This is a genomic window from Pseudooceanicola sp. NS-SX9, from assembly GCF_057380705.1.
Map to the genome: position 1 here is coordinate 3,315,383 of NZ_CM170818.1, position 14,469 is coordinate 3,329,851.

At 68.1% G+C, this 14,469-nt stretch carries 15 protein-coding genes and 1 riboswitch; of the genes, 3 read left to right on the plus strand and 12 right to left on the minus strand.

Annotated elements, in window-relative coordinates:
• Positions 1-60: 60 nt before the first annotated feature.
• The 3 genes from gcvH to AC2ITM_RS15760 all read right to left on the minus strand — a co-directional run bounded on the left by gcvH (position 61) and on the right by AC2ITM_RS15760 (position 2,316).
• Positions 61-420, minus strand: a complete 360-nt coding sequence (gene gcvH, locus AC2ITM_RS15750; protein WP_486467577.1) for a glycine cleavage system protein GcvH — start codon at positions 418-420, stop codon at positions 61-63.
• A gap of 19 nt (positions 421-439) precedes the next feature.
• Positions 440-1,570 carry a glycine cleavage system aminomethyltransferase GcvT gene (gene gcvT / locus AC2ITM_RS15755; protein ID WP_486467578.1) on the minus strand — a complete coding sequence of 377 codons (1,131 nt, stop codon included), beginning with the start codon at positions 1,568-1,570 and terminating at the stop codon, positions 440-442.
• Positions 1,571-1,720: 150 nt separating this feature from the next.
• Positions 1,721-1,809: riboswitch (glycine riboswitch) on the minus strand.
• A gap of 57 nt (positions 1,810-1,866) precedes the next feature.
• Entirely contained in the window at positions 1,867-2,316 is a 450-nt protein-coding gene (locus AC2ITM_RS15760) for an RrF2 family transcriptional regulator (protein ID WP_486467579.1), read from the minus strand.
• Positions 2,317-2,459: 143 nt separating this feature from the next.
• Here AC2ITM_RS15760 and AC2ITM_RS15765 point away from each other — a divergent pair, with 143 nt between their 5' ends.
• A complete protein-coding gene (locus AC2ITM_RS15765) occupies positions 2,460-3,017 on the plus strand; it encodes a gamma-glutamylcyclotransferase family protein (protein WP_486467580.1) in 558 nt (185 codons plus the stop codon).
• Between the two features lie 101 nt (positions 3,018-3,118).
• On the opposite strand, the gene gltX is transcribed toward AC2ITM_RS15765, so the two are convergent.
• The 4 genes from gltX to mgtE form a co-directional block, all read right to left on the minus strand.
• Positions 3,119-4,450, minus strand: coding sequence for a glutamate--tRNA ligase (gene gltX, locus AC2ITM_RS15770; RefSeq protein WP_486467581.1), 1,332 nt, complete (start codon positions 4,448-4,450; stop codon positions 3,119-3,121).
• A gap of 27 nt (positions 4,451-4,477) precedes the next feature.
• Positions 4,478-5,536 (minus strand): zinc-binding metallopeptidase family protein, encoded by a 1,059-nt coding sequence (locus AC2ITM_RS15775; RefSeq protein ID WP_486467582.1) that lies wholly within the window; start codon positions 5,534-5,536, stop codon positions 4,478-4,480.
• A 143-nt stretch (positions 5,537-5,679) separates the two neighbouring features.
• On the minus strand, positions 5,680-6,240 hold the full coding sequence (locus tag AC2ITM_RS15780; protein ID WP_486467583.1) for a 5-formyltetrahydrofolate cyclo-ligase: 561 nt from the start codon (positions 6,238-6,240) through the stop codon (positions 5,680-5,682).
• Positions 6,237-7,628: a magnesium transporter gene (gene mgtE / locus AC2ITM_RS15785; RefSeq protein ID WP_486467584.1), complete on the minus strand. Its 1,392-nt coding sequence runs from the start codon at positions 7,626-7,628 to the stop codon at positions 6,237-6,239. Before mgtE ends, AC2ITM_RS15780 begins: the two co-directional genes overlap by 4 nt.
• 135 nt (positions 7,629-7,763) lie before the next feature.
• Between mgtE and guaD the strand changes: the two genes are divergently transcribed.
• Positions 7,764-9,059, plus strand: coding sequence for a guanine deaminase (gene guaD, locus AC2ITM_RS15790; RefSeq protein WP_486467585.1), 1,296 nt, complete (start codon positions 7,764-7,766; stop codon positions 9,057-9,059).
• Between the two features lie 86 nt (positions 9,060-9,145).
• Here guaD and AC2ITM_RS15795 read toward each other — a convergent pair whose 3' ends face one another.
• From AC2ITM_RS15795 to AC2ITM_RS15810, 4 genes are all read right to left on the minus strand, one after another.
• Complete coding sequence (locus AC2ITM_RS15795) at positions 9,146-9,532, minus strand: CAP domain-containing protein (protein ID WP_486467586.1); 387 nt, start codon at positions 9,530-9,532, stop codon at positions 9,146-9,148.
• Positions 9,529-10,869 (minus strand): 8-oxoguanine deaminase, encoded by a 1,341-nt coding sequence (locus AC2ITM_RS15800; RefSeq protein ID WP_486467587.1) that lies wholly within the window; start codon positions 10,867-10,869, stop codon positions 9,529-9,531. The genes AC2ITM_RS15795 and AC2ITM_RS15800 overlap by 4 nt, the downstream gene beginning before the upstream one ends.
• On the minus strand, positions 10,869-11,684 hold the full coding sequence (hisN, locus tag AC2ITM_RS15805) for a histidinol-phosphatase (RefSeq protein WP_486467588.1): 816 nt from the start codon (positions 11,682-11,684) through the stop codon (positions 10,869-10,871). Before hisN ends, AC2ITM_RS15800 begins: the two co-directional genes overlap by 1 nt.
• Positions 11,685-11,809: 125 nt before the next feature.
• Positions 11,810-12,178, minus strand: a complete 369-nt coding sequence (locus tag AC2ITM_RS15810; RefSeq protein ID WP_486467589.1) for a helix-turn-helix domain-containing protein — start codon at positions 12,176-12,178, stop codon at positions 11,810-11,812.
• A gap of 333 nt (positions 12,179-12,511) precedes the next feature.
• On the opposite strand from AC2ITM_RS15810, the gene AC2ITM_RS15815 reads away from it, so the two are divergent.
• On the plus strand, positions 12,512-13,468 hold the full coding sequence (locus tag AC2ITM_RS15815; protein WP_486467590.1) for an NADPH:quinone oxidoreductase family protein: 957 nt from the start codon (positions 12,512-12,514) through the stop codon (positions 13,466-13,468).
• 6 nt (positions 13,469-13,474) lie between these two features.
• Here the strand turns inward: AC2ITM_RS15815 and AC2ITM_RS15820 are convergent, their stop codons facing one another.
• The gene (locus tag AC2ITM_RS15820) at positions 13,475-14,452 is read right to left on the minus strand and encodes a LysR family transcriptional regulator (RefSeq protein WP_486467591.1); all 978 of its coding nucleotides are present in this window, start codon (positions 14,450-14,452) and stop codon (positions 13,475-13,477) included.
• Between the last annotated feature and the right edge of the window lie 17 nt (positions 14,453-14,469).

Here is a 14,469-nt window from a genome sequence, read left to right on the forward strand (position 1 = left end):
CGAGGCCCGCGCCGGGGGCGGCAGGTCGATCCTGCCGCCCCCGGCCACCCGGGACAAAGATCAGGAGATCATGTCCTTGTACTCGGCTTCGGACATGTAATCGTCCATCTGCGACAGATCCGAGGGGCGGATCTTGAAGAACCAGCCATCCCCCATCGGGTCCTCGTTGACCTTGCCGGGATCATTGACCAGCACCTCGTTGATCTCGACGATCTCGCCATCCAGCGGCGCCAGGATGTCGGACGCCGCCTTGACGCTCTCGATCACCACGATCTCGTCATCCTTGCTGACGGTCGTGCCTTCCTCGGGCAGTTCGACAAAGACGATGTCGCCCAGCTGTTCGGCGGCATGTTCGGTGATGCCCACGACGATCAGGTCGTCCTCGGCCCGGAGCCATTCGTGTTCTTCGGTAAATTTCATGACGGGGTTTCCCTGGCTGTCAGCGTTTGAATTGGGCGGGCAGGAAGGGCAGGCTGTCAACCGTCACGGCCGCCATCCGGCCGCGCAGCTCGCCTGCGATCTGGGTTCCGGGCCGGGCAAACTCTGCCGGCACATAGCCCATGGACACGGGCGCCTGAAGCGACGGCCCGAAGGCGCCCGAGGTGATGGTGCCGATCCGGGCCGCGCCGTCGTACAGCGCAACGCCCTCGCGCATCGGCGCGCGACCTTCGGGGCGCAGACCGACGCGCAGCCGTGCCGCACCGCCCTCCAGCTCCGCCAGGATCCGTTCGGCGCCCGGGAACCCCCCGGCGCGCAGCCCCCCCGTCCGGCGCGCCTTCTGGATCGACCAGCCAAGCGCCGCCTCTACGGGAGAGGTTTCTTCATCAATATCATGGCCATAAAGGCACAGACCGGCCTCCAGCCGCAGGCTGTCGCGGGCGCCAAGGCCAATGGCCAAAACGCTTTCATCCGCCAGCAGCGCCCGCGCCAGGGCCTCGGCCGCCGCCTCGGGAATGGAAATCTCGAACCCGTCCTCGCCGGTATAGCCCGATCGCGACACCCAGGCCTCGGCCCCTGCCAGCACCACCGTCGCCACATCCATGAAGCGCATCGCCGCGACCTCGGGCGCCAGCCGCGCCAGCGCCGCCTCGGCACCGGGGCCCTGCAGCGCCAGCAGGCAGCGGTCGGTGATCTCGACCACCTCGATGCCCGGCAGCATGGCGCGCATGTAGGCAATGTCGGCCGCCTTGCAGGCCGCGTTCACCACCACGAACAGGTGATCGCCCCGGTTGGCGAACATCAGGTCGTCGCGGATGCCACCGGCGTCATTGGTCAGCAAGCCGTAGCGCTGCCGCCCCTGCCCCAGGCCCAGAACGGCCGCGGGGATCAGGCTTTCCAGCGCCAGCGCCAGCGTCTCGGGATCGGCGCCCTTCAGGATCACCTGCCCCATGTGGCTGACATCGAACAGCCCGGCGGCCGCGCGCGTGTGCAGATGTTCCTTCATCACGCCGGCGGCGTATTGCACCGGCATCTCGTACCCCGCAAAGGGCACCATCTTCGCGCCCAGCTCCGCATGCAGGTCATGCAGCATCAGGCGGCTGAGGGGGGCGTCCGTCTTGGCGTCGCTCATCCGTATCTCCAGGGTCTGGCCCTGGCGCGGCATACGCCCGGGCATCCTCCGCACGGGGCGAAATCCCCCCGTACACCGATGCCCCCTCTGTTCCTTGGCCTGAGATCGCTATCCCTTCGGCGGACCCGTCCGGGCCTCTCTCCAGAGTGTAAATATCGGAAGGTCCTGGCGCCTGAGAGTTTCCGGGGCGGTTGCTCCTTCGGCACCGGCACTGGGCCGGTTCTCCCGTTCCGATGGCGCCTCCTTATCCAAGCGCCCCGCGACTTGGCAAGAGGGATGTCGCTTTCGGATCGCGATCAGGCGCTTTGTGCCACCGGGATCATGATCTGGGCCAGGCCGCCGTTCTCGGCCACCAGCTCCTCCAGCGTCACCTTGTCCAGCGCGCGATAGAACGCCTCGGTGGCGCAGCCGATCACGTCGCGCAACCGGCAGACGCCGCGCAGCGGACAGGTGTTCTCGTCCTCGCCGGCAAAGCATTCCGCGATCGGCACCGAGGCCTCGGTGGCCCGGAACACCTCTCCCACGTAGATCTTCGACGCCGCCCGCCCCAGCGTCATGCCGCCGTTGCGCCCCCGCTGCGTCTGCAGAAAGCCCAGCTGCCCCAGCCGGTTGATCACCTGCGCCAGGTGATTCTCGGAAATATTGCAGGCCTCGGCGATCTCGCCCTTGGTGACCAGCCGGTCCGGGTTGACGGCACAGTACATCAGCACCCGCATCGAGATATTGGTCCGTTTCGTCAGCCGCATCTGCCGTCTCCTGTGCACAAGGCCCTGGCCACCGGCACCCCGGCCTGCCCTCCTGTCGTCCCGGCCTCGCCCCGCGCGGCCCCGGCCTGTATGACGGGCCCCGGGCAAGATGTATTTGACCTGTATCAAAGGAGGATGCCGCAGTGACCACCGACCCGCATTTCTTCGGCTACGGCAGCCTGGTGAACCGCCGCACCCATGGCTATGGCGATGCCCATCCCGCCACCGCCCACGGCTGGCGCCGCCTCTGGCGCCACATCCAGGGCCGCGACACCGCCATCCTGACCGCCGTCCCCCACCCGGACACGCAGATCGAAGGGCTGATCGCCGCCGTCCCCGGGGCCGACTGGGCCGCCCTCGACGCCCGCGAAGCCTTCTACGACCGCCGGCCCGCCACCCCCGCCATCACCCATCCCCTGCCGCACCGGCCCGACATCGCGATCTACACGATCCCCGCCACGAAACATCCGCTGGCGCCCCGTCCCGCCCCGATCCTGCTCAGCTATCTCGACGTGGTGGTCCAGGGCTACCTGGCCGAATTCGGCCCCGAGGGCGTCTCCCGCTTCTTCGCCACCACCGACGGCTGGGACGCGCCGATCCTGAACGACCGCCAGGCCCCCCTCTACCCCCGCGCCCAGACCCTCCCCCCCGCCGAAACCGCGCTGGTCGACCACCACCTCGCCCGGCTCCGCCGAACATGAAAAAAGGCGCCCGCCCCCCGGCGCGCGCCCTTCCCCATTTTCTTGTCGGCAAATACCTCCGCCGGAGGCACGGCGCGCCAGCGCCGTCCCCCGCGCGCGGCTCACACGCCTTCGCGCGCCCGGATCACCTGCAGCAGCGGCAGCACCTGCGACATGTCCGGCCCATGCGCCTGACCGGTCAGCGCCTTGCGCAGCGGCATGAACAGGCCCTTGCCCTTGCGCCCGGTCGCAGCCTTCACCTCGGCAGTCCACTTGCCCCAGCTCTCTCCGTCAAGCGGCCCCTCGGGCAGCAGCGTCATCGCCTCGGCGATGAAGGCGCGGTCCTCGTCGGCCACATCGGGCTCGGCGCCATCGCGGAACAGCGCCCACCAGCCGTCGATCTCCGACAGCACCTGGATGTTGTCGCGCACCACCAGCCAGAACTGCCCGGCCAGCTCCTCCGGCACACCCGCCTCCAGCACCCGCGCCTTCACCGCCTCCAGCGGCTTGGCCTGCAGGATATGGGCGGTCAGCGGCAGCAGGTCCTGCTCGTCGAACTTGGTGGGCGCGGCGCCGAACTGCGACAGGTCGAACCCCTCCGCCAGCTCCTCGATCGAGGCCCGCAGTTCCACCGGCTGGGACGAGCCCAGCCGCGCCATCAGGCTCAGCAGCGCCATCGGCTCGATGCCATTCGCGCGCAGGTCGCGGATCGACAGCGCGCCCAGGCGCTTCGACAGCCCCTCGCCCCCCGGACCCGTCAGCAGCGAGTGATGCGCAAAGGACGGCGCCGTGCCGCCAAGCGCCTCGATGATCTGGATCTGGGTCGCGGTATTGGTCACGTGGTCGGCACCGCGCACGATATGGGTCACGCCCATCTCGACGTCATCGACGACCGAGGCCAGCGTGTAAAGGATCTGCCCGTCCGCCCGGATCAGCACCGGATCCGACACCGAGGCCGCATCGATCGAGATGTCGCCCAGGATGCCATCCGTCCAGTCGATGCGCTTCTGATCCAGCTTGAAGCGCCACACGCCCGGGCCGCGCTCCTCGCGCAGGGCGGTCTTCTCGTCGTCGCTCAACGCCAGGGCGGCACGGTCATAGACCGGCGGCTTGCCCATGTTCAGCTGCTTCTTGCGCTTCAGGTCCAGTTCGACCGGGGTCTCGAAGGCCTCGTAGAACCGGCCCATCTGGCGCAGCTGCTCGCCCGCCTCGCGGTAGCGGTCCAGGCGCTTGGACTGGTATTCCAGCCGGTCCCATTCCAGGCCCAGCCATTCCAGGTCCTGCATCAGCCCGTCGATATATTCCTGTTTCGAGCGTTCCTGGTCGGTATCATCGATCCGCAGGATGAACTGGCCGCCGGCCTTGCGGGCGATCAGGTAGTTGAGCAGCGCGGTGCGCAGGTTGCCGACGTGGATATAGCCGGTCGGCGACGGGGCGAAACGGGTAACGATCATGGCAGGACTCCTGTTGGCCTGCCAATGTCACAGGGCAGCGCCTTTGTCCAGAAATCCGCCCCCCGAAGCCTGCAAAACCACGCTGTGCACATGGGCCAGCTTCGCCTCGACCGGTTCCGGGATGGCGGCGGTGGCAAAATCCAGCAATCCCATCTCGCGGTTCAGCTCGTTCAGCACCAGCCCCAGGCGCCGGTAGCGCAGCAGCATCTCCCTCATGCCGCGCGCGCCCTCGGCCCCCGCCAACCCCAGGCTGCCGGCCGTGTCCAGCACGCTGACGATATCGAGATACAGCGCCCAGGTCTCGGCCCAGTCTTCCCAGGGGTGCATGGTGGCATAGGCGCTGACATGGGCCTGTGCCCAGTCGGCCGGCGCCCCTTCGGCATAGTGCCGCTCCAGCGCCTGCGCATAGGGCGGATCGTCGGGATCCCCGAAGACCGCCACGAAATCCGCCCGCGCCTGAGGATCATCGCGGATCAGCAGGTCCCAGTAGTAATGGCCGACCTCGTGGCGGAAATGGCCGATCAGGGTGCGATGCGCCTCGCCCATATCGACGCGGATCTGCTCGCGTTCGGCCGGATCGGCCTCGCGGATGTTGATGGTGATCAGCCCGTCGGCATGGCCGGTATAGACGCGCTCGGCCTCGCCCGCGCTGCGCCACAGCCCGGCATCCTGCGGATCGCCCATGAAGGCAAAGGCCAGCCCCGGATCGGCCTCCCCCGGCGCGCCATGCGGCAGCCCCAGCCGGTCCAGCGCATAGATCAGCCGCCGCTTGGCGGCCTCCAGCCGCGCCCATTTCTCACGGTTTCCCGGCACGCTCATGTCGGGCACCGTGGCATTGTGGCGGCAGCAGTCGCAGAACGCTCCGCCCCCCACCGGCACGGTCCGGTTGCACACCGCCTCGACCGCGTAATTGCGGCACAGCGCCACCTCTGCCCCGCAGCCCGCGCAGCGCCAGTGATCGCCCTCGGGCTCCAGCGCACAGACCGCGCCGCAGCCGGCGCACCAGCCCGCCGTCCGCCCGCAGGCCGTGCACAGGCTATTGTCGAAAAACAGCGTATTGCCGCAGCTACAGTCGAACAGGCGCATCGGGTCGGGCCTCCGGGCTTTCATCTTTCCCCAAATATGACGGGGGAGTCGCGCAGCGACGGGGGCAGAGCCCCCTGCCCGGTTCATCGCCCAAGACCCCGCCGGGGTTCCCGCCCCACCCGAAGAAACCCGCCCCCCCCGGATCACTCCGGAACGATCACCCGGCTTTCGGTGACGATCAGATCCAGCGGCTGGTCGGTCGCCTCCAGCGGCAGCCCCTCGGCCTCCTGCGCATCATAGGCAAAGCCCACCGCCAGCGTCGCGCGCCCGGCCCGCAGCCCTTCCAGCGTGCGGTCGTAAAAGCCGCCGCCATAGCCCAGACGTCCACCTCGGGCGTCGAAGGCCACCAGCGGCACGATGACGATCTCGGGCACCATCCACTCCAGCCGCGCCGGCACATGGGCGCCGTAGTCGCCCGCCACCATGGCGCAGCCCGGCTCCCACAGGGCAAAGCGCAGCGGCAGCCCCGGGCCCTCGATCACCGGCAGGCCGACGGGACCATGGGCGGCGGCCTCTTCCAGCGCGGCGGTGGGCGGGATCTCGGTGCGGATCGGCCAGTAGCCCGCCAGCGGCACGCCGCGATAGCCCGCCAGCACCGATGACAGCATCCCCGCCCGGCCGGGCCCGGCCCCGGCATGGGCCGCGGCGCGGCGTGCGAAGGCCGCCTTGCGGGCCGCAGCCTTCCGCGCGGCCAGCTCGCTCAAAACAGCACCAGCACGGCAAAGCCCAGGAACGAGAAGAACCCGCAGACATCCGTCATCGTCGTCACGAAGGTCCCCGAGGCCAGCGCCGGATCGACCCTGAGGCGGTTCAGCACCACCGGGATCACCGTGCCCGCCAGCGCCGCGACGAACAGGTTGACGATCATCGCAGCCCCGATCACCAGCGCCAGCTTCAGCTGGTGGAACCACAGGAAGGCGATCACCCCCATGATGATCGCAAAGCTGACGCCGTTGACCACCCCCACCGCGGCCTCGCGGCGCAGCACCCGCCAGACGTTGGCGGGCGTCAGGTCCTTGGTGGCAATGGCGCGCACCGCCACCGTCAGCCCCTGGGTCCCGGCATTGCCGCCCATCGAGGCCACGATCGGCATCAGCACCGCCAGCGCCACGATCTTGGAAATCGCGTCCTCGAACAGGGAAATCACGCTGGCCGACAGGATCGCCGTCGCCAGGTTCACCGCCAGCCAGGGCAGGCGCTGCTTGACCGTTGCCGTGAAGCGGTCGTTCAGCGACCCCTCGCCGACACCGGCCAGACGCAGGATGTCTTCCTCGTGTTCCAGATCCAGCACGATCATCGCATCGTCGATGGTGATCACCCCCACCAGGCGCTCGTCCTCGTCCACGACCGGCGCCGAGATCAGGTGGTACTGGTTGAACGCATAGGCCACGTCGCCCTCGTCCTGCAGCGCCGGGATGGTGCGGAAGCCGGGTTCGGTGATCTCGCGCAGGGGGGTCTTGCGGGGGCTGGCCATCAGCTTGCCCAGCGTCACATGGCCGACCGGGCGCATCTTGGGATCGACCAGGATGACGTGGTAGAACTGCTCGGGCAGGTCCTCGCGTTCGCGCATCATGTCGATGGCCTGGCCCACGGACCAGAACTCGGGCACCGCGACGACCTCGCGCTGCATCAGGCGACCGGCCGATTCCTCGGGGTAGGTCAGCGCCTGTTCGACCGCGACCCGGTCGGCGATCTCCAGCGCCTCCAGGATGGCTTCCTGCTGCGGCTCTTCCAGGTATTCGACCAGATCGACCACGTCGTCCGAATCAAGCTCCCGGACGGCTTCCTTCAGCACCTCGGGCGTCAGGTACTGGATCACCTCGTCGCGGATGCTGTCGTTCAGTTCCGACAGGATCTCGCCGTCGAATTCCTTGTCGTACAGTTCCACCAGGCGGCGGCGGTCATGCGCCGAGACCTGTTCCAGCATGTCGGCGATATCGGCCGCGTGCAGCGGTTCCAGCAGGGCGACCAGCTCTTCGCGATTGCCCGTCTCGACGGCCTCTAATATCGCCGCGACCGTCTTGCGATCCAGCGAATAGGCGGCCTCCTCGTGGCCGATGTCGTCATCGATGTCGGTGGCGGGTTCGGTCATGGGCGGCCCTCTCTCGGTCTCCGGGACCATAGAGGACGCCGGGACGGGGAAACAATGCTGCGGGGTGCGATTTACGCGCGCTTGCGGCGCCGGTACCCTGTCCGCCGGTGAGAGTGCAAGAGAGAAGGACAGCCGATGGGTGACAAGGTTCTGCTGACGGGGCGCGTGCTGGATTTCACGGGCGATCCCTTCGTGCAGCCGTGGGAGGACTGCGTCCTGCTGGAAGAGGACGGCGGCGTCCTGCTGGAAGGCGGTCTGATCCTGGCGCGCGGCCGGGCCGGGGCGCTGCGGGAGGCCCATCCGGGCGTGCGCGAAGTGCCTTACGGCAAAGGGCTGATCCTGCCGGGCTTCGTCGATGCGCATGTGCATTTCCCGCAGACAGCGATGATCGCCAGCTGGGGCAAACGGCTGATCGACTGGCTGAACAGCTACACCTTCCCCGAGGAAATGCGCTTTGCCGATCCCGCCTATGCCGAGGAGATCGCCTCGCGCTATCTTGATCTGACGCTGGCGCACGGGACCACCTCGATGGTGAGCTTCTGCACCATCCACAAGGCCTCGGTCGAGGCGTTCTTTGCCGCGGCCGAAGCGCGCGGGCAGCGGGTGGTGGCGGGCAAGACCTGCATGGACCGCAATGCCCCCGAAGGGCTGCGCGACACCGCGCAATCGGCCTATGACGACAGCAAGGCATTGCTGGAGAAATGGCACGGGCGGGGGCGGATTTCCTATGCGATCACGCCGCGGTTCTCTCCGACCTCGACGCCCGGGCAGCTGGCGGCGATGGGGGCGCTGTGGGCCGAGCATCCCGAGTGCCTGATGCAGACCCATCTGAGCGAGCAGACCGACGAGATCGCCTGGGTGAAATCGCTGTTCCCGGAGGCGCGCGACTATCTGGACACCTACGAGGCGCATGGGCTGCTGGGGGCGAACGGGCTTTATGGCCATGCGATCCACATGGAACCGCGCGAGATCGACCGGCTGGCCGAGGTGGGGGCCGCGGTGGTGCATTGCCCGACCTCGAACACCTTCATCGGCTCGGGGCTTTTTGACATGATGGGGATGAAGGGTGCGGGCATCCGCGTGGGTCTGGCGACGGATACCGGGGGGGGATCGGATTTCTCGATGCTGCGGACGATGGGGGCGGCCTACGAGATCGGCCAGCTGAAGGGCACGCCGCTGCATCCGGCGCAACTGCTGTGGCTGGCGACCGCCGGATCGGCCGGGTCGATCGGCATGGCGGACCGGATCGGCACGCTGGCGCCGGGATCCGAGGCCGACATCGTGGTGCTGGACCTGGAATCGACCGCCGCCATCGCGCAGCGGGCAGAGCGGGCGCAGGATCTGTGGGAGGCGGTCTTTCCGACCATCATGATGGGCGATGACCGGGCGGTGCAGGCGGTCTGGATCGGCGGGCGGAAGGCCCTGGGCTGAGAGGGCGGCGGGGGCGCTGCCCCCATCGTCGCGTACCGCGCCGATTCCCCCGGAGTATTTTCGGCCAGATGACAGGGAACCGGGGATCAGAGGGGGGCCGCGAAGACCGCCGCACGGTAGGGGCCGAGGGCGCCGGTTTCGGTGGCGGTGCCGAGGTGGATGGCCTGGGGCGCGAGGATATTGGCGCGGTGGCCGGGGCTGTCCATCCAGCCGGCCACCGTGGCTTCGGGGTCGGGGTAGTTGAAGGAGAGGTTTTCCGCGACGAAGGACCAGCGGTAGCCGGTGCGTTCGAGGCGTTGCGCAGGCCCCGTGCCGTCGCTGCCGCCATGGCCCATGAAGCGGTTCTGCGCCATGTCGCGGGCCTGGTCCCGGGCCGCCCGTTCAGCATGGGGATCATGGGCGAGCGGGCCCAGGCCGTGGGAGGCGCGCGCCGCGTTGATGGCGGCGAAGGTGCGGGCCTCGTCCTCGGTCATGCGGCAAGCCGGGCGGCAAGGGCGGTCTGGCGGGCCAGGATTGCCGGCAGGTCGAGATGCGGCAGGGTGCCGTTCTGGACGATGTGGCGGCCTTCGACCAGCAGGTCGCGGACCTTCATCGGGCCCGCGAGCAGGAAGGCGGCGCGGTCCCAGGAGCCCGCGGCCTCGATTCCGGTCATGTCCCAGAGGGCGATGTCGGCGCGTTTGCCCGCTTCAAGGCGGCCGCAGTCGGGGCGGCCCAGCACATCGGCACCGCCGCGGGTGGCGATTTCCAGCGCCTCGCGGGCGCTCATCGCATCGGCGCCGTAGCGCACGCGCTGCAGGAGCATCGCCATGCGGGCCTCGGCCGCGAGGTTGCCGCTGTCGTTGCTGGCCGATCCGTCGACGCCCAGCCCCACCTTGACGCCCGCATCGCGCATCGGGCGCACCGGAGCGATGCCGGATCCCAGCCGGCAGTTCGAGCAGGGACAATGGGCGACACCGGTGCCGCTGCGTGCGAAGAGGTCGATTTCCGTCGTGTCGAGTTTGACGCAATGGGCGTGCCAGACGTCATCGCCCGTCCAGCCCAGCTCCTCGGCATACTGGCCGGGGCGGCAGCCGAAGGTGGCCTCGGAATAGGCGATGTCCTCGTCGTTCTCGGCCAGATGCGTGTGCATCATCACGCCCTTGTCGCGCGCCAGGATCGCCGCGTCGCGCATCAGGTCGCGCGAGACGGAGAAGGGCGAACAGGGGGCGACGGCGACGCGGATCATGGCACCTTCGGCGGCATCGTGGAAGCGGTCGATGACGCGGATGCAGTCCTTCAGGATCGCGGCTTCGGATTCGACCAGCGCATCGGGGGGCAGCCCGCCCTGGCTTTCGCCGATCGACATGGCGCCGCGGGTGGCGTGGAAGCGCAGGCCCACCTGCTGCGCGGCGGCGATGCTGTCATCCAGGCGCGCGCCGTTCGGGAAAAGATAGCAATGATCCGAGCTGAGCGTGCAGCCCGACAGCGCCAGTTCCGCCAGCCCCGTCAGTGCCGAGACATGCATTTCCTCGGGGCCGAAGCGCGACCAGATCGGATAGAGCGTCTGCAGCCAGCCAAAGAGCAGCGCATCCTGCCCGCCCGGCACCGCGCGCGTCAGCGTCTGGAAGAGGTGATGGTGCGTGTTCACCAGGCCGGGCGTGACCAGGCAGCCCTTCGCCTCGAGGATCCGCGCGCCTTCGGGGGCCGGCAGGGCGGGGCCGATGGCGCGGATCACCCCGCCTTGGACCAGGATGTCGGCACCGGTCTGTTCGGACCGGGTGTCGTCCATCGTCAGGATGTGGTCGGCGTTGCGGATCAGGATCGCGGTCATCAACCCTCCGGGATGGTCGAGAGGATCGCCAGCGCCGCCGCGTGCAGCGTGGGGTTTGCCGCCGCCAGAACCCGGCCGCCCATCAGCGCCGGGCCGCCCTGCCAGCTGGTGACGATGCCGCCGGCGGCCTCGACCACGCCGATGGGGCCCTGGATGTCGTAGGAATTCAGCCCCGCCTCGATCACCAGATCGACCGTGCCGATGGCCAGCAGCGCATAGGCATAGCAGTCCATGCCGTAGCGCGTCAGCTTGACCTGCTTCGCGACCTGCGCGAAGGCCGCGCCCTCGGCCCGGGTGCCCACTTCGGGGAAGGTGGTGAACAGCACCGCCTGCGACAGCTCCGTCGTGGCCGAGGTCGCAAGGGCGCGGTCGCCATGCGGGCCGGTCAGGCGGGCCTCGCCGAAGCCACCCCAGAAACGTTCGCGGGTATAGGGCTGGTCCACCATGCCCAGCAGGACGTTTTCGCCGTCCATCAGGCCGATCAGCACGCCCCAGGTCGGGGTGCCGCTGACAAAGCCGCGGGTGCCGTCGATCGGATCCAGCACCCAGGTCAGGCCGCTGGTGCCTGCGGCGGTGCCGAATTCCTCGCCCAGGATGGCGTCCTGGGGGCGGCGACGGCCCAGAACGGCGCGCATCGCCTGTTCGGCGGCGCGGTCGGCCTCGGTCACGGGGTCATAGCCACCGGCCAGCTTGTTGTCCTCGGACAGGTCCGCCTGGCGGAAATAGGGCAGGATCACCGCCGCTGCGGCATCTGCCATCTCGTGGGCACAGGCCAGCAGATCCGCCGCCTCTGCCATGTCGCGTTCCGCCACCATTGCGCCTCACCTTCCGGATAACAGATGGCAGCAGGGCTAACGCCCGGCAGCGCGCCTGACAAGCGCGCCCCGGCGAGAGGACGCATCGAGAGGGCGGTCTTGCCCCCGCCCCCGACAGGATCGCCTCAGGCGACGTCGCTCAGCACGCGGGCCAGTTCGAACAGGCGGCGGCGCTGATTTTCCGGAATCGCGTAGTAGGAGCGGATCAGCTCCAGCGCTTCCTTGTCGCCCATCACGTCCGCGGGCACGGAATCGCCGTGCAGCGAAGCGTTCTCGGCCTCGAGACCTTCGAAGAAGAAGCTGACGGGCACTTCGAGGGCATCTGCAATATCCCAAAGACGCGAGGCGCTGACGCGGTTGGCGCCGGTCTCGTATTTCTGGATCTGCTGGAACTTGATACCGACGCGTTCCGCGAGCTGCTGCTGGGTCATGCCCACCAGCCACCTGCGATGACGAATGCGTTTACCAACATGTACATCCACCGGATGAGTCATTCCTGGCTCCTGAATAGGCCCGGCCTGCTGTCGCCGATTGGGGAAACCGGCGCGTACCACGCAGGGCTAAGGTTGCAAATATAGACGCCGCGCATCCCTACAGCGTGTCCGGATGTTAACAGCTTTCAACCAAGACGCAAGTTGCACCCCGTCAGCAACACACCCGGAATTGTTGGTAATTCAATTTTCGACGGCACTTCAAGCCTGCGCCTATCGTCCCTGTTGTGCCATCCGCCGCGATGCAGCATCGTCGTGATTGCCGCACTGCGGCGGAACGTGCGTTTACCACGCATCTCTATCCTTAAGAAAACGCTAGGAAATGGGAGGATCTTCATGCGCGCCCTACGCTGCAACGCTCCGGGAAAGGCGCCGGTGCTGGAACGGATCGCGCTTCCGGCGCACGGTGAAAATGACGTGGTTGTGAAGATATGCGCGGCCGGGTTGAACTTTGCCGACACGCTGATGATCAGGGGCACGTATCAGGACACGCCGACTCATCCCTTCACGCTGGGTCTGGAATGCGCGGGCGTGATCGAAGCCGCCGGTTCAGGCAGCGGATTTACAATCGGAACGCGAGTCGCCGTGTACAGCGGCCAGGGCGCCCTGGCAGAAAAGGGCGTGTTTCCCGCCAGCCGCGCCGTCGCCCTGCCCGATGCCGTCCGCTATGTGGACGCGGCCGCCCTGCAGATCGCCTATGGCACCAGCCACCTTGCCCTGTCGCATCGCGCCCGCCTGCAACCCGGCGAAACCCTGGTCGTGCTGGGGGCCACCGGCGGCGTCGGCCTGACCGCCTGTGAACTGGGCCGGTTGATGGGGGCCACGGTGATCGCCGTGGCTTCGGGGGCGCAAAAAGAGTCTGTCGCCCGCGCCGCGGGCGCCCATTATTTCATCGACAGTACCACCCAGGACGTGCGGGCAGGCATCCTGGCCCTGGGCGGGGCCGACGTGGTCTATGATCCGGTGGGCGGCGCCCTCTTCACCGAGGCCTTCCGCGCCTGCAAGCCGCAGGCCCGGGTGCTGCTGATCGGCTTTGCCTCGGGCGACCTGCCCCAGGTCCGCCCGAACCACATGCTGGTCAAGAACATCGACCTGCTGGGGGTCTACTGGGGCGCCTACTATACCTTCGCCCCCGAGGTCGTCACGGCCTCGGTCGCGCAGCTGATGGCCTGGCTGGCCGAGGGCCGCCTGCATCCGCATGTCAGCGACACCTTCCCGCTGGACCGCGCGATGGAGGGCATCGCCCTGCTGCAGACCCGCCAGGCCACCGGCAAGGTCGTGATCACGATGTAAGGCAGCTCACACCCGGGTGCCGTTGCGCCGCGCCCGCGCCAGTTCCTGCTGCCAGGAATGCCGCCGCAGGCTGGCCGAGGGCCCGGGTTCGGTCATCTCGGCCTCGCGGCGCGGTGCGGGCGGCGGCCCGGCATCGGCGACGGCATAGCCCATCTTCAGCAGCTCGGCCATGCGGGCCGCGACCTCTCCGGCGCCCCGGTCCTGCACATAAAGGCAGATCAGCTGGGTCCCCAGCTCGGGCAGTTCGCCGCCGTGGTCGATCACCTGCAGCATCGGCGGCTCGGTCCCCTCGATCATCACGCTGATGGCCAGATCGGCCGAGACCGTGGCCTCGACCGTCCGGTCCGATGCGGTATCCACCGCGTTCTCCCAGTCGATGCCGCCCTGCTCCATCATGCGGATGGCATGGGGCCGAAACAGGCAGTTGCGCCCCGAGGCAAAGCGCAGCGGCCGATGCCGCCAGGCCTGGCCGCCATGACCGCCGATCCAGGCCAGCGGCCGTTCGTCCAGGATGGTGGCCCGCGGCCCCGGTTCCCGTTCGGTGGTCAGGATGATGTCGATCTCGCCGCGCTCGAACTGCTCCTTCAGGCTGCGGGTATAGCCCGAGACCAGCTGCACCTTCATCCGCGGAAATTCCGACACGAATCTCTGCAGCACGCCCGGCACCACCGGATAAACGATGTCATGCGGCACCCCGAGGACAAATTCCCCCTCGTAATTCTTGCTGGTCAGCCGGGTCAGCGCCTCATCATTCATTTCGATGATGCGTCGGGCATAACCCAGCAACTGCTCTCCGGCCGAGGTCAGCGCGATACGCCGGCTGGAGCGGTCCAAAAGCTCGATCCCAAGCATTTCCTCCAGCCGTTTCAACTGCATGGACACAGCCGACTGGGTAAAATTCAGGATCCCCGCGGCCTTGGTGACACCGCCGTGATCCGCCACCGCGACGAAGCTGCGCAGCGAGGTCATGTCCAGATTCCGCATATCATCAAATCCCGTGA

What these genes read in the sequence shown, in the direction of transcription:
- gcvH (WP_486467577.1), bottom strand. Translation starts at nt 420, where the DNA reads ATGAAATTTACCGAAGAACACGAATGGCTCCGGGCCGAGGACGACCTG.
- gcvT (WP_486467578.1), bottom strand. Translation starts at nt 1,570, where the DNA reads ATGAGCGACGCCAAGACGGACGCCCCCCTCAGCCGCCTGATGCTGCAT.
- AC2ITM_RS15760 (WP_486467579.1), bottom strand. Translation starts at nt 2,316, where the DNA reads ATGCGGCTGACGAAACGGACCAATATCTCGATGCGGGTGCTGATGTAC.
- gltX (WP_486467581.1), bottom strand. Translation starts at nt 4,450, where the DNA reads ATGATCGTTACCCGTTTCGCCCCGTCGCCGACCGGCTATATCCACGTC.
- AC2ITM_RS15775 (WP_486467582.1), bottom strand. Translation starts at nt 5,536, where the DNA reads ATGCGCCTGTTCGACTGTAGCTGCGGCAATACGCTGTTTTTCGACAAT.
- mgtE (WP_486467584.1), bottom strand. Translation starts at nt 7,628, where the DNA reads ATGACCGAACCCGCCACCGACATCGATGACGACATCGGCCACGAGGAG.
- guaD (WP_486467585.1), top strand. Translation starts at nt 7,764, where the DNA reads ATGGGTGACAAGGTTCTGCTGACGGGGCGCGTGCTGGATTTCACGGGC.
- AC2ITM_RS15795 (WP_486467586.1), bottom strand. Translation starts at nt 9,532, where the DNA reads ATGACCGAGGACGAGGCCCGCACCTTCGCCGCCATCAACGCGGCGCGC.
- AC2ITM_RS15800 (WP_486467587.1), bottom strand. Translation starts at nt 10,869, where the DNA reads ATGACCGCGATCCTGATCCGCAACGCCGACCACATCCTGACGATGGAC.
- hisN (WP_486467588.1), bottom strand. Translation starts at nt 11,684, where the DNA reads ATGGTGGCGGAACGCGACATGGCAGAGGCGGCGGATCTGCTGGCCTGT.
- AC2ITM_RS15810 (WP_486467589.1), bottom strand. Translation starts at nt 12,178, where the DNA reads ATGACTCATCCGGTGGATGTACATGTTGGTAAACGCATTCGTCATCGC.
- AC2ITM_RS15815 (WP_486467590.1), top strand. Translation starts at nt 12,512, where the DNA reads ATGCGCGCCCTACGCTGCAACGCTCCGGGAAAGGCGCCGGTGCTGGAA.
- AC2ITM_RS15820 (WP_486467591.1), bottom strand. Translation starts at nt 14,452, where the DNA reads ATGCGGAATCTGGACATGACCTCGCTGCGCAGCTTCGTCGCGGTGGCG.